A 14,789-nucleotide genomic window follows, 5' to 3' on the forward strand; every position below is an offset into this window, starting at 1 on the left:
TTTTGTAACATTAATAGATTGAGTTCTCCTTGCATATCACAGGAGCCAGCCATTAAACCTATATTTAGCCAGCAACAGTCTTTGGCGACGCGCTTTGTTTTTTTGCTGATTATTTCCATCGCGTTGCTGTTTGTTGACCACCGTTCTCATTATCTCTCTGCTGTTCGCTCCTGGCTAACAATGGCGGTTACCCCTCTGCAGTGGATCTCCGATTTGCCCTCCAGAGCTTTTAGCACGGCCGATGAATTGGTAACTTCCCGAAGTGAGCTGCTTGAAGAAAATACCCGGCTGAAAGCCCGTAACCTGATTCTTGAACAAAAAGTTCAGAAGCTGGCATCACTGACTGCTCAGAACCTTCGCCTGAAGGAATTGCTGAATTCATCCGAGCTCGTGGATGAGCAGGTTCTGGTGGCAGAAATCATTGGTGTTGATCCAGACCCCTATGAACATATCGTGACAATCAATAAAGGGTCTACCGATGGAGTATTTAAAGGTCAGGCCATTGTTGATGCTCATGGGGTTATGGGGCAGGTAATTGACGTTAGTCTGGTCAGTAGCCGCGTAATGCTGGTCACAGATACCGCCAGCAGGGTTCCTGTCCAGGTCAATCGCAGTGGCTATCGTGCCATTGCCGTTGGCACGGGCAGTAAGGATTCTGTGGAGCTGGTTCACATATCCGATACAGTGGATATTAAAGAGGGAGACCTTTTGACCAGTTCGGGTCTGGGACAGATTTATCCGGTGGGCTACCCTCTGGGAAAAGTCAGGAAAATAGTGCGTACACCGGGAGAGGCGTTCGCCAAGATTGAGGTTCAGCTGATGGCCGAAGTCAACAGAACCCGGTTCGTTCTGCTGGTCTTCCGTTCCAATGAAGAAGTAGCATCGGAATTGGCACCAGAGGCGAACAAAAAGGAGGGTCTATGAGTATTCAAAAAGCCAATGCTCATTGGATTGTCTGGTTTACCCTGCTGGTTGCTTTCCTGCTGAGTGTTTTACCTCTGCCAGCATGGATCTCCATTGCCAGGCCATCCTGGGTAGTTATGGTGGTTCTTTATTGGGTTTTGGCACTGCCGGAGCGTTTTGGGTTGTTTTTTGCCTTCTTGACCGGCTTGTTGATGGATGTTGTGGTAGGAACAACCTTTGGTCAGAGTTCAATGGGGTTGTTGTTGGTGGCCGTTATCGTACTGAGTCTGCATCGTCGTTTGAGAATGTTCCCCTGGTGGCAGCAGGCCTTTATGGTGTTTGTGATCGTCGGTTTTTATCAACTGCTGAATTTGTGGATTCGCAGTGCCCTGGGGAGAACGCCGCCGACACTCTGGTATCTGGCACCGGCACTGACCAGCGCCGCATTTTGGCCCTGGGTGTCTGCTGTTTTAGGGGCACTGAGGAGAAACTTCAGAGTTACCTGATTATCATGATCTATCTCGCTTCCCAGTCACCGCGCAGGAAGGAACTTCTCCGACAGATCGGTATTGCCTTTCATCAGATTCATTCCGGGGTTGATGAGACCCCGTTCTCGAGTGAAGCTCCAGAAGCCTATGTTACCCGAATGGCAGAAGAAAAAGCGCTGGCCGGCTGGCGCCGGCTTACATTGGATCAATTGCCACTCAGGCCCGTGCTGGCAGCGGATACTGCAGTGATTCTGGGAGTGAAAATACTCGGTAAACCCGAAAATGAGTCACAAGCCTGTGATATGCTGTTGTCATTGAGTGGGAATAGCCATGAGGTATTCACAGCAGTTGCGGTCACTGATGGTAATAGTCTATCCGTGAAACTGTCCAGAACAGTGGTCAGAATGACTGCTTTTGACCGGAAAGTGGCTGAAGCCTACGTGGCCACCGGTGAGCCTATGGATAAAGCCGGTGCGTACGGTATTCAGGGAAAAGGAGCCGTTCTGGTAGAAAGCATTTCAGGAAGCTACACCGGTGTGGTGGGTTTGCCCGTGAAGGAAACCGTAGCCCTACTTCAGAATCTGGGCATTAGCCCATGGCACCCTCAGTTAGTAAAAAACTGATTAGAAAGAATCTCGGGAGACTGTTTAACAGCAGCTTTCCTGCCAGGCAGTGTTCCTCCGGGTCTGGTAAAACGTTTTCAGGTATTTATTTCGTTTATTTGGTTTTTCTGGCAGGACGGGATTGTTATTTAAGAATCGGCAGCCCTTCGGATTTAAGGCCAAGATGGCTTTAAGTCATACAGGCTTCCGTAATACAGTTTCCTGATCGACTGACCAGTTTAAGGGGAAGGGAATGAGTGAAGAGATTCTGATGAATATCACGCCAATGGAATCGCGAGTGGCGCTGGTTGAAAATGGGGTACTTCAGGAAGTCTATATTGAAAGAGCCTGCAGTCGAGGCATTGTCGGTAATATCTACAAAGGTAAAGTTGTCCGGGTCCTTCCGGGAATGCAGGCCGCTTTTGTGGATATCGGTCTTGAAAGGGCTGCTTTTATTCATGCCAGTGAAATTGCCCCCCGCAACGAGAGAGACAATGATGATCAGTCGGAGCGCCCGATTGTTGAACTCGTTCATGAAGGTCAGTCGCTGGTTGTTCAGGTCACCAAAGATCCTCTGGGGACCAAAGGTGCCCGCCTGACTACACACATCTCTATCCCGGCCCGTTATCTGGTGCTCATGCCCCATAATAATCATGTGGGTATTTCTCTGCGTATTGATGATGCAGAAGAACGCGAGCGTCTCAGAAAGCTGGTTGAAGAGGGCATGAAGTGCGACGGAGAAGATGAGAAAGGCGGCTTTATTCTCAGGACAGCAGCTGAAGGTATCACCGAGGCAGAAGTGAAGGCTGATATTCTTTTCCTGAGACGGCTATGGCAGACCATTGAAGAAACGGTCAGGGAAAATACTGCACCGGCCACGATTTATGAAGATTTGCCGCTGCACCTGAGAACGATGCGTGACTTGGTGGAGCCGGATATTGAGAAAATCCGAATTGATTCCAGGGAGACTTTCAATAAGGTATCCAAGTTTGTCAAAAAACTGGTGCCTCTGGTGGATGGCAGGGTTGAATATTACCCGGGAGAGCGTCCTATTTTTGACCTGTTTGGGGTCGAAGACGAAATTAACAAGGCGCTCAGTCGCAAGGTGCAATTGAAATCAGGCGGTTACCTGATTATCGATCAGACTGAGGCTATGACCACGATTGATGTAAACACGGGGGCTTTCGTGGGTCATCGTAACCTCGAGGAAACTATCCTTAAGACCAATCTGGAAGCTTCTGTAGCCATTGCCCGGCAGTTACGATTACGCAATCTGGGAGGCATTATTATTATCGATTTTATCGATATGGAAGACCCTGAGCATCAGAGACAGGTTCTGAGAACTTACGAAAGGTCTCTGGAGAAAGATCACGCCAAAACCAATATCACCGGAGTCAGTGAGCTGGGGCTAGTGGAAATGACCCGTAAGAGAACACGGGAGTCACTGGAAAATGTACTGTGTGAACCCTGTCCAACATGCGATGGTCGTGGCACACTGAAAACAGCTGAGACGGTGTGCTATGAAATTTTCAGAGAAATTCTTCGAGCCGTTCGTGCATACGACAGCCAGAGTTACACGGTTCTGGCGTCTGAGCATGTAGTCGACCGCCTGCTGGATGAAGAATCCAGTAACGTAGCAGATCTCGAAGAGTTTATTCAAAAACCGATTCGTTTCCAGGTTGAACCCATATACAGCCAGGAACAGTTTGATGTGGTGCTGGTATAAACGGGAATAGGAACGCGTCAATGAAAAACAGATGGCCTGGTATTTCATGAGGTCAGATTCAAGGCTGGTAACTTACCTCAAGTCTACCGCTATATGGAGTTTCCGCCTGGTCATGGCGGCCCTTCTGTTTATGGTATTGCTGGTTGCAGGGGCCCGAATCTTTATCGGATGCCTGCCTTTTTTTCAAGACCATCTTGTTGAATATCTTAACGACACACTCGATACCTCATTCGCTATCGATCAGCTGGAGACCAACTGGGCTGGCGGCAGTCCTACTGTCAGCATCAAAGGCTTGTCGCTTCAGGGGAATACTTCTGAAGCCCCCGGCTTTGCTATTGAGCGCCTTGATCTTGAGTTGGATTTGAAAGCCAGTCTGATGAACCGGGCTCCGGTCTTTACCTATCTGGAAGCAGAGGGTGTTACCCTGGCCATACAGAGTGACAGTGATGGCGTGTGGTCGCTCAGGGGAGTTCAATACATCCGCGATGATGGCAAGGGCCTTAACCTGCACAAAACTCTGGAGTTTTTGCAGCTTCAAGAGCACATTGATGTCACCAACTTTTCCCTCACCATGCAGCCTTTTGGCAGCGAGCCGTTAATTCTCGATACCCGCTACTTTTTCATGGTTAAGGAAGAGTCAGAGCTGAGGCATCTTCAGACCCGGATTGTGACTCAACAAGGGGCTCTGGAATTCAAAGCGCTCGGCAAGGGGATTCAAAGAAAGGACATGGCCTGGTCCGGGCTGATCAAGACTGATGCACTGGATCTGGCTCCCTGGACTGCGCTCATTTCACAAGGTGCTCTTCAGTTAAAAAGCGCTGAGTTAAAAAACGCCTATTTGCAAACCGCTCAGTTGAATCTGGAGGCCGACTGGGAATATCTTGATGGTCAATGGCAGTTGCAGGGAGATCTGAATCTGCCAGCCATTGTCTACCATAAAGGTCAGCAAGTGCTACCGGATGTTTCTCTATCCACTGAACTCTCACTGAGCAGCGATTATCTGGTTGGGAGTACAGATTGGAAGCTTGGGTTGAAAAATCTGAGCCTGACATCCGGCGATCATGCGTTTGGTCTTAACATCAAGATTCATGGCAAAAGGGGTAGAGAGTCGATTTACACGACTTCGGTAAGCTCTGTTGATCTGGCAGCCCTTAAATCTTTTCTGGTCAGTACCCAGTTAATGCCAGAGCTGGCTGATGAACTCTTCACTATTCTTAACCCGGCTGGTGAGCTGGATAACATTTCTGCCCAATATTTTCCCGATAAGCCGCTGCGAGAGCGGCTGGATCTTTCTGCGAATCTGAACAACGTTTCAGTAGATGCCTGGAAAGGAGCACCGTCTGCATCAAACGTCAATGGATATCTAAAAATGGGCACGATCAGCGGTTACTTCGACCTGGAAACAGAAAATTTCACTCTGGGGCTGACCGAAGTCTTTCGTAAGGTCTGGCACTATGATAGTGCCAAAGCAAAGCTTAGCTGGGACGTTCTGGATAAGGAGGATTTCTTTCAGCTGAGTAGCGACGATATCACCTTAAAAGCCCCCGAGGGTGATCTTAGTGGTCAGCTGAGACTGGATATTCCTCTGGATGGGAAGGAGCCCATTGTCATGGACCTGAATGTGGGCATGAAAAATGGTGATGCCAGCTATGCTCCGAAATACCTTCCCAGCCAGCTGTCTGCGCTTTCAAAAGAGCTGGTCACGTGGCTTGATACCAGTATCAAAGGGGCAGAAGTCTATGAAGGACGTTTCACCTATGATGGCCCGCTGGAGGACACTGACGACCCTGATGATGTGAAGTGGGGACTCTATTTCGATGTCAATAAAGCGCGCCTGGATTATCACCCTGACTGGCCTGAAGTCTATGACGCCCGGGGGCAGATCTGGGTGGATAACGACAATATAAAGATTGATATTGTGTCGGCAAAGTTACTGGATGCAAAACTCAGCAATGTCCAGGCTGATCTGGCACTGGATAAAAATCTGGATTTGAACATCTCCGGTCAGGTGGCCGCTCTTGGTCAGGATCTGGAAAAGCTCTTGACTGAAACCCCAATTAATAAGCGGCTGAAGGGAGAAGCAAAGAACTGGACGATTCGCGGAGACCTGGATGGCAGCGTCCAGTTGATGATTCCACTGGAGCATGCCATGGATACGTCAGTTGACGTCAGTGTGAAAACATCGGGAGCTTATTTTGGTATAGATACGGCTGATGTTCAGATTGACGACATTCAGGGGGCCTTGAATTTCAGTACCGAAACCGGATTGTCCGCTAAAAAAGTGCAAGGCCTTTTTCTGGGTGATTCTGTCGAGGCCAGTATTGACACCGATATGACGAATAAAGCTGAGCCTGAGGTCCATTTTAACTGGCACGGTTCTGTTTCTGCTGAAGGACTTCAGCAATGGCTTCAGCTGGATGCCCTCAGTTTTCTGGAAGGTGCCAGTCGTTACAAGGGCCACTTGGTACTGGGTGGCAAGCCTGCTGACATTCAGTTGAAAGTCACCAGTGACCTGAAAGGAATGGAAGTCGAGCTTCCAGCCCCCTTAAAAGTAGCGGCTGATCAGACAGTGCCCTTTGAATTGCGCCTTAATCAATTCGCTCATCGAGATGAACTGGATATCGTTCTTGGTAAGACGGGACAAGCCAGAATTCAGTTTGGTGACGGCTTTAAGTATCAGTCTGCTGTCGTTCTTGTTGGTGGTAAAGGTCAACTGCCGGCCATGAAACCTGATAAAATTGTACTGTCTGGGCAACTATCCAAACTCGATCTGATGCCTTGGAAACAGCAGTTCGAAGGGCAGCCGGGTGACAAAACTGAAAAGACCCTGGTGAGTCAGATTGAAGTCAGGCAATTGAAGATTGATCAGCTGCTCTTCAGTCAAGAGACTCTGAATAACCTGGTGTTTAACCTGTCTCATGAGACCGGTGGCACACGTCTTGTTTTAAGCAGTGACAAGATAGATGGCAGCTTGATGATACCAGAGGATCAGAAGCAGCCATACCAGTTGAATCTGAAAAAACTGTATGTTTCCCAGGGTTCGGCAAAGAATGAATCTACCGTAGAACACAGAGGTCTATTGGGTGATCTCAGGCCTTCAGAACTGCCCAATGCTGATATTTCCATAGACTCTTTTAAGCTGGGCGACAGGACTTTGGGTTCAGTTTCTTTTGGTTTGAGACCTTTTCCTGATGGGAAGCGGATTGAGAATCTGAAAATCAATTTGCAGAAGATGGCGTTATTCGGAGATTTGGACTGGACCTACATCAATGGTCAGCACAGGACTTCTTTTAATGAGCGCCTGACAGGGTCTGGCATTCAGGCTCTGCAGGAAGCTTTGGGTATCTCACCTTTTGTTTCAGCTAAGAAAACGACCATTCAGGGGAAGCTGGCTTGGGATGGACCTCCGATGGGTATCAATATAGTGTCACTGACAGGTGCCGTTCGACTAAAGCTGGAAAATGGTACCCTGCAGAAGGTAGAAGGGGGAGCCGGCGCCTTGAAAATGTTCGGCATCCTGAATATGGAGGCTCTGACCCGGCGTCTGCGTCTCGATTTTTCTGACCTCTACAAGAAAGGCATCAGTTTTGACCGTCTGGATGGGGTCGTGCGGTTCGACGAAGGAATTATCACTTTTGATAAGCCTCTTGAAATTGATGGTCCTTCGTCGAACTTCAAGCTGGATGGCCGTGTAGACAGTGTCACTGAAAGTATGGACATGAGTCTGGTTGTTACACTTCCATTATCGTCTAATCTGCCGATACTCAGTGTCTTGCTTGGATCTGCACCTCAGGTGGCCGGTCTGATTTATCTGGCGGATATGCTGGTGGGTAAACAGGTGGATCAGCTGGCCAGTATTCGCTACCGAATCAGAGGCTCTTTTGACAACCCTGAGGTGACTCTGGATCAATTATTCTCCAGCAAAGCCCGAAAACCAGGTCAGACAGAGATTCCCAAGCGGAAAAAACCCTGAGTCAGAAACAGCCTTAAGCAAAATGGGAATGCTTTTTTTGTCCATAGGTGTGACAATCTCTTTATAACGATGTAGGCCTGCTCCGAATAATCAAGCAGGCAATGGATAATAGCTAGGGCCTGAATAAACTATGACCGACATTCTTACACAGGCGCGAAATCATTTGCTGGCGCCGGCAAATATCGGTGACAACGAGCTGGGCAGAGTGCTTGACAGTATTCTGGGGCATTCGGTTGACGCAGCGGATCTCTACTTTCAGTCAACACGTCATGAAGTCTGGGCGCTGGAAGACAGTATCATCAAAGAAGGCAGCTTCAATGTAGACCGGGGTGTAGGTGTACGTGCTATCAGTGGCGAGAAAACCGGCTTTGCCTATTCCAACGAAATCATTTTACCGGCCCTGGAGCAGGCTGCGGGCGCGGCCCGGAGTATTGCTCGTCTGGGTCAGGAGCATCAGATTCAGGCCTGGAACCGAAGTCAGCCACTGGCTCTTTACGGCACGGATAATCCTCTGGACTCCATGAGTCGTGAAGATAAAGTGTCTCTGCTCAAGGCTGTTGACCAGGAAGCCAGAAAAGCGGATCCAGCGGTTAAGCAGGTTAACGTCAGTCTGGCGGGTGTCCACGAAGTGGTTCTGGTGGCTGCTTCTGATGGTACTCTGGCTGCGGATATACGGCCGTTGGTACGTATGAGCGTCAGTGTTATTGCCGAGAAAGATGGCCGTATTGAGCGAGGTTCTGCCGGTGGAGGTGGTCGTGGTGACTATCTGCAGTTTATCCAAAATGATAAAGGCTTGAGCTATGCCCGTGAAGCGGTGCGACAGGCTCTTGTGAATCATGAAGCTGTTGCTGCTCCGGCTGGGACCATGCCGGTCGTATTGGCTCCGGGTTGGTCGGGTGTTCTGCTGCATGAAGCCGTAGGACACGGTCTGGAAGGCGACTTTAACCGTAAAGGCAGTTCTGCCTACGCAGGTCGTGTCGGTGAGAGGGTTGCTTCGCCGCTATGCACCATTGTTGATGACGGCACGCTGACAGGCCGCAGAGGCTCCCTGAATCTGGACGACGAAGGTGTACCCACCGAATCAACGGTTCTGGTTGAGAACGGTATCCTGAAAGGCTACATGCAGGATAAGCTGAATGCCCGTCTGATGGGCGTTGCTTCTACGGGTAATGGACGTCGAGAGTCTTATTCTCATCTGCCCATGCCACGAATGACCAACACCTACATGTTGGCTGGCAAAAGCGATCCGGGTGAGATTGTTGCCAGTGTTGATAAAGGAATCTACGTCGCCAATATGGGCGGTGGTCAGGTCGATATTACTTCTGGCAAATTTGTATTTTCCACCAGTGAGGCTTACCTGATTGAGAATGGCAAGGTAACCACTCCGGTTAAAGGCGCTACGCTGATCGGCAACGGACCGGATGTTATGAATCAGGTCTCTATGGTCGGCAATGATCTGGAGCTGGATCCGGGCGTTGGTGTTTGCGGTAAAGACGGTCAGTCTGTGCCTGTTGGTGTTGGCCAGCCCACGCTCAAAATCGATGAAATCACGGTAGGCGGAACAGCCTGATTCGTCAGGAAAATGGCAGGTAAACCTGCCTATTTATCGAACTCTGTTGGCAAACCATTGTTTTCATGATGTTGCTTCATCAAAGCAATGTCGGAAGCAATGGTTCTCCCCTGTGAGAGATGTGGCAGTTGATCCGGCTCGAAAAAACCGACCTCTGATATTTCGATGTTGGCAGTTGGGCTGCCACCCTTGAGTTCACACAAAAACAGCATTTTGATCAGGTGGTGAGGGTTTCTGGGAGAGTAGGGGTGTTTATGAACATCACGCACAGCCACCAGCTTCCGGGCTTTGACAATATACCCTGACTCTTCCAGAGTTTCCCGTTCTGCTCCCAGAGCCGGGGACTCGCAGACGTCGGCCCAGCCGCCGGGCAGAGCCCAGCAACCATCAGAGCGTTCTCTTACCAGCAGGATACGACCTTCCTGAAACACTCCAGCCCGGATATCGAGCTTGGGTGTGGTATAGCCTGTTTCAGGAAGAAAATAGTGATCGACTTTTTCAATGGGAGCGCCTGCAAGAAGTGCTGTCATTTCGTGGGCAATGTCCTGAAGCTGCTGGTAGCGCTCCAGATCAAAGCCGCCGTCGGTATAGGTTATTCCGTTCTGAGCAATGGCGCGAATCTTTTCAACCCAGTTTGTCCATGGATTTTTCTGCATAGTATTTGCCTGTCCATTGATGAATCTGTTCACTTTAGTACAGTCGGCTGATGCTAAGTATTATTTTGACTGTTCAGCGTCCACCTCCTCTTTTGGCCTTCCAGACCCCAAGAGCGCAGCAAATCTTCGGCTACCGGGCGAGGATTCCAATAGTACTTTTATGCTGATGGTCAGAGGGACTGAGAGCAGCATGCCAATCGGGCCCAATAACCAGCCCCAGATCAGCAACGATAAAAAAACGACCATGGACGAAAGACCGAGTCCCTTACCTAATACTCTTGGCTCAAGCATGTTACCAATCAGCATGTTGATCAGGAAATAGCCAGCTGAAACAAATAGTGCTTCAGAAAAACCCAGTTGCAGCAAAGTGATCAGGATGCCGGGAATGGCCGCCAGTATGGAACCAATGTTTGGAATAAAGTTCAGGGCAAAAGCCAGAATGCCGCCCAAAAGGTAAAAGTTAACCCCTCGCAATCCTAGCAATAGAGCGACCAGTAATCCTGTGAGCACACTGATGGCCGTTTTCAGGGCAACATAACGATTGACCGAGGCAACAAATCTTTCGAGATCTTTCAGCTGCTGGTCCGGATCAGACATGGAACGGATCAGTTTATTTCTCAGTAGCGGTGCCTCGGCCAGCATGAATATAACCGTCAGAAAGATCAGGAAAACATAACTGGTGGCACTGCCCATATGGGTCAGCATGGACGTTAAAAAGCTAAAGATGGATGAGGTATCCAATGGTTCAGCGATGGATTTCAGATCCAGATTAATGTTGCGTTGCGCCAGTTTGTCACTGATCTGATGAATCATATCGATCGTTTGCTGCTTATACCCTGGCAGCGCCTTGGCAAAGTCCTGTAAGGCACTGCCAATGGAAGCCACAATCATCATCATAGTGATGATTAGCACCGAGACTACTAACAGAATGCCCAGCACCCTGGGAATATGCAGTCGGCTCAAGGCGTTAATGGCTGGGTTGAGAAGAATCGCCAGGAAGTAGGAAAACAGCAGGAGAGAGAGTATTTCACTGCCCAGACGAATACCGGCAAGAATGATCACCAGTGAGGCAGCTGTCACTATGTAGCGGCTAATGTTCTGTATTTCGGCGGATTGCATACTTGATTCTTGCTCCTTTTGAATATGTTCAAGGTTCAAGATTTGAGCTCTGCTTGCAAAAATCGACTGTCACCATCGTTGCGAGCCATGGAGGGCCAGGGGCGAATACTATGTCGACCCACCCTGGCTAGCTTAGTGAGAAAGTTGCCATCATTATACTAGAATGCTTTCTAAACGGCCTTGAGTGTATCGCAGCTGAAGCAGCAGGGCGTTATGCACAGGGTGCCAGGACAAATGGGCTGGCCTTGATGTTGTCGTGCAAATTAAATAGTCGACCATGTACTAAAATCCTAATGCCAGATATGTGAGGCTAAACATGATGAGTAATGTCGCATGCTTATTTTTTATATCAATAATCGCATTTACCTCTAACGCTGCCTATTCTGACTATTGCACAATAGTTACAAAGACATACGTAGAAAGCCTTAAGAATGGTAACGAATGCAATGGCATATTGCCATTATTCAGTGATCAAGATGACTTGGTGTATTCACCCAAATATGGAAAAATTACAGCTAAATACTTATTTTGTCATGAAGATAATGGTGTGAAGTATGATGTTGTTAATCAACAGCTTTTGGCTGACTGTGTATTATATTTAACTCTAAATATTGATGGCACTAACAGGCCATATGTAGATGTTTTTAAACTTGATAAAAATGGGAAAATCAAATCTTTATCCATTTATCATGGCCCATCGACATTATAATTGACATCCACCACCATCTGGTATCAATAGCCTTTTGAATTTTTTTGATAACACTTCACCAACTAAGCTGATGGTTTTTGTAGCGTATGCTGGCCGTTAAGGCAGATAGTACAATGCTAAACAGTGCACACCAACTCCTGCTGTGTGTCGTATGAGTTTCTAAAATTCGATAGCCAATACGGGATGGTTGTTCAGTAAACCTGAACCCGACCTCGGAGTGAGTGGGTTCAGGAGCTTAAGGGGAGCGAGTCATCAAGTCTTCAGGTAACGACTCAGAATGTGCTGCTTGAAGTGATCTGCATTCAGCGGTTCGCCGGTGGCCTGAGTGTATAGTTCGTGAGTTTCCAGCTTGCAGCCTTGCTGCCAGATGTTTTCTGTCAGCCAGTTAAATACCGGCTCCAAATCGCCGGTAGCGATGCGGCTCTCTACATCGGGCAATTGTCGCTTAACAGTGGCAAACTGCTGTGCTGCGTACATGGCACCCAAAGTATAGCTTGGGAAGTAGCCAAAAGCGCCCATTGGCCAGTGAATGTCTTGCATACAGCCGGTGCTGTGATTTTCGCCGGTGGCAAGGCCCAGGTAAGCCTGCATTTTCTCATCCCAGATCTGGGGCAGGTCATCCACCAGCAGTTCTCCCTCGATCAGTGCCTTCTCGATTTCATAACGCAGGATGACATGCATGGGATAACTGATTTCATCGGCGTCTACGCGGATAAAACCGGGCTTTACCCGGTTGTAGATCTTCTCAAGGTTAATCTGGCTGAAACGCTCATCCTCCTGACCTTCTGACAGGTGTTTCACGATCAGAGGTCTGATGAGCTTCAGGAACTCCGGGCTGCGACCCAGCTGCATTTCAAAAAACAGACTTTGGCCTTCATGGACCCCCATTGAGCGGTAGGAGCCAAGTGGCAGCGACCTCAGATCTGCCGGAAGATTCTGGTTATAGCGGGCGTGACCTGTTTCGTGGATCGTTCCCATCAGGGATTCAACGAAGTCTTGTTCGTTATATCGGGTAGTGAGGCGAACATCTTCCGGAACCCCACCACAGAATGGGTGGACACTGACGTCCAGTCGGCCATGATTGAAGTCAAACCCCAGCAGTTTCATAACATCCAACCCGAGGGCTTTCTGGTTCTCGGCAGGGTAGTGGCCCTGACTGGCTATCAGAGAATCATTCTTTTGCTGTTCGACAACGGTTTGCAAGGTTTCTGGCAGCCAGCTCTTGAGGTGACCAAAAAGAACATCCAGCTCTTTGGAAGTCATACCGGGTTCATAAAGCTCCAGCAGGGCGTCGTAGCCTCTGGCGCCGGATGCGGCGGAGCGAATACTGGCCTCTTCACGGGCTAGTTTGACCACTTCTTTCAGGTTTTCGGAGAAGCCTTTCCAGTCATTTTTCGGCCGCTGGGTTCGCCAAGCGTGCTCACACTTCGAACTGGCCAGAGACTGAGCTTTGACCAGTTTTGCTGGCATAACAGAGGCTTTTCTCCAGCTTCGTTCCATTTCCCGGATAGAACTTTGTGTTACCGTGTCGTCAGCTTTTTCCCGGGCTTCCTGAAGCCAATGGCCTACCTGTTCTTCAGTCAGCAGCTCGTGCATCAGGCCAGAAAGTTCTGCCAGCGCTTCAGAGCGAGCCTGGTTGCCCCCGGAAGGCATTATGGCGGACTGATCCCAGCTGGCAATAGCGGAAAGATGTTGAAAACGGTAAAGCTTGTTGAAACGTTCTACCAGTTGGTTGTAGGCCTGGTTCATAGTTCTGGTTCCATTGTTTTGGTTATTGTAACGATTGAATTCTGTCGAGCGGTCATCCGGGCTTTTGCGTAATGGCCGGTGAGGACCGCGTTTCGGACTTTTGGTCGTTGACAGAATGAAGCCTCATCCAGTGCAGTATGATTATCCTATACCAGACTCCATTTTCTGTCGGCTATTTTATTAAGGGTTAATTGATAGGGTTCTCCGGGTCGGCTGATCGTTATCGAATAGTTATCAATACTCCTGGTTGGAATGAGATGGAGCCTGAATTTATGCCAAAGCCGTTGTTCCTGGCTGTTTCAAAATCTTATTTTCCCAAATATAACTCAAAATGCTTCGTGCTTTTGTGCGCTATTCTCTTTTTCCATGAAGCGGTCAGCGGGGAACAGGTCTCTGATGAAGAGCCTGCCATTTGTCAACAATTACAGCCGCCTGAGAGCAAGTCAGAACAGTTGGTTGACTGGCTCTTGCAGAATGGCCCCAAAATGAAGCAGGAAGGCTGCTGGCAGACCTATATCCAATTGGGTACCCAAGGGATGCAGGAGGCGGCTGCACAGTCTCGTTGTCAGGACAGGGTTCAAATTGCCATAGGTGTATCTTCCATGTATTTCTATCGGGGCGATTATGACCATTGTCGCAAGCTGGCCGAGGAGGTCAGCAACTATGCCCGCGAGCATGAGGATTGGGATGGCTATGTTTCCAGTCTGTCTCTGTTGTCTGGGGTAGCCAGGGCTCAGGGTCACAAGGAGGCGATTGACTACGCTGAAAAAGGCATGGAAGTGTTACAGAAACGACGACCGGTTGACCCGTATCTTGAGGCTAAGACACTTTATAACCTGGGGGCAGCCCATAGTGATGTGGGTGAGCCTGATCTGGATCGTGCCAGAGTAGCATTGGTAAAATCTCATGCCCTCTATCACTACCTGAATGATCCTTACGAAATAGTTCGCTCTGGCTTGAGGTTGGCAAGAATTGATTACCTTGATGGCAACTGCGACAGAGCTCTGACCGTTATTAGATCCATAGAACCCCTTATTGAGGGTGCACGCTCACGGATGCTTTATCACTTCATGCTGGCAAAAATTCATCATCGTAAGAAAAATTGGGGCAAAGCCAGAGCGGAGGCTCTGGAATCACTGGCACTGGCCGATCGCCTGAATGCCAAAGTGGATGGGGAAAGAGCAAGAGCTTGGCTGGCTGCGATTGATAATAAGACTTTCGTTGAGGACTAGCAGCCTTTCGGACTTAAGGCTGTCCTACTGCGGTTGCAATAAATTGAGGATAAAAATTCCTG

At 49.0% G+C, this 14,789-nt stretch carries 11 protein-coding genes; 8 read left to right on the top strand and 3 right to left on the bottom strand.

Annotation, left to right across the window (positions count from 1 at the left end):
• Positions 1-18 precede the first annotated feature (18 nt).
• From mreC to tldD, 6 genes are all read left to right on the top strand, one after another.
• Positions 19-924 carry a rod shape-determining protein MreC gene (gene mreC / locus KDK17_RS17740; RefSeq protein ID WP_257253638.1) on the top strand — a complete coding sequence of 302 codons (906 nt, stop codon included), beginning with the start codon at positions 19-21 and terminating at the stop codon, positions 922-924.
• On the top strand, positions 921-1,409 hold the full coding sequence (gene mreD, locus KDK17_RS17745; protein WP_257253639.1) for a rod shape-determining protein MreD: 489 nt from the start codon (positions 921-923) through the stop codon (positions 1,407-1,409). The genes mreC and mreD overlap by 4 nt, the downstream gene beginning before the upstream one ends.
• 5 nt (positions 1,410-1,414) lie before the next feature.
• Positions 1,415-2,014 (top strand): nucleoside triphosphate pyrophosphatase, encoded by a 600-nt coding sequence (locus KDK17_RS17750; RefSeq protein ID WP_257253640.1) that lies wholly within the window; start codon positions 1,415-1,417, stop codon positions 2,012-2,014.
• Positions 2,015-2,246: 232 nt separating this feature from the next.
• On the top strand, positions 2,247-3,719 hold the full coding sequence (rng, locus tag KDK17_RS17755) for a ribonuclease G (RefSeq protein WP_257253641.1): 1,473 nt from the start codon (positions 2,247-2,249) through the stop codon (positions 3,717-3,719).
• 46 nt (positions 3,720-3,765) lie between these two features.
• Positions 3,766-7,692: a YhdP family protein gene (locus KDK17_RS17760; protein ID WP_257288698.1), complete on the top strand. Its 3,927-nt coding sequence runs from the start codon at positions 3,766-3,768 to the stop codon at positions 7,690-7,692.
• A gap of 130 nt (positions 7,693-7,822) precedes the next feature.
• A complete protein-coding gene (tldD, locus tag KDK17_RS17765) occupies positions 7,823-9,262 on the top strand; it encodes a metalloprotease TldD (protein ID WP_257275302.1) in 1,440 nt (479 codons plus the stop codon).
• 29 nt (positions 9,263-9,291) lie between these two features.
• Here tldD and KDK17_RS17770 read toward each other — a convergent pair whose 3' ends face one another.
• Entirely contained in the window at positions 9,292-9,918 is a 627-nt protein-coding gene (locus KDK17_RS17770) for an NUDIX hydrolase (protein WP_257253212.1), read from the bottom strand.
• A gap of 60 nt (positions 9,919-9,978) precedes the next feature.
• On the bottom strand, positions 9,979-11,037 hold the full coding sequence (locus KDK17_RS17775) for an AI-2E family transporter (RefSeq protein ID WP_257253210.1): 1,059 nt from the start codon (positions 11,035-11,037) through the stop codon (positions 9,979-9,981).
• 316 nt (positions 11,038-11,353) lie between these two features.
• On the opposite strand from KDK17_RS17775, the gene KDK17_RS17780 reads away from it, so the two are divergent.
• Positions 11,354-11,746, top strand: coding sequence for a hypothetical protein (locus tag KDK17_RS17780; protein ID WP_257275303.1), 393 nt, complete (start codon positions 11,354-11,356; stop codon positions 11,744-11,746).
• A gap of 252 nt (positions 11,747-11,998) precedes the next feature.
• On the opposite strand, the gene KDK17_RS17785 is transcribed toward KDK17_RS17780, so the two are convergent.
• On the bottom strand, positions 11,999-13,495 hold the full coding sequence (locus KDK17_RS17785; protein WP_257288699.1) for a carboxypeptidase M32: 1,497 nt from the start codon (positions 13,493-13,495) through the stop codon (positions 11,999-12,001).
• 272 nt (positions 13,496-13,767) lie between these two features.
• Between KDK17_RS17785 and KDK17_RS17790 the strand changes: the two genes are divergently transcribed.
• The gene (locus KDK17_RS17790; RefSeq protein WP_257279788.1) at positions 13,768-14,727 is read left to right on the top strand and encodes a hypothetical protein; all 960 of its coding nucleotides are present in this window, start codon (positions 13,768-13,770) and stop codon (positions 14,725-14,727) included.
• The last annotated feature ends 62 nt before the right edge of the window (positions 14,728-14,789 follow it).

The sequence above is a fragment of the Endozoicomonas sp. SESOKO2 genome, from assembly GCF_024606245.1.
Classification (GTDB): domain Bacteria; phylum Pseudomonadota; class Gammaproteobacteria; order Pseudomonadales; family Endozoicomonadaceae; genus Endozoicomonas_A.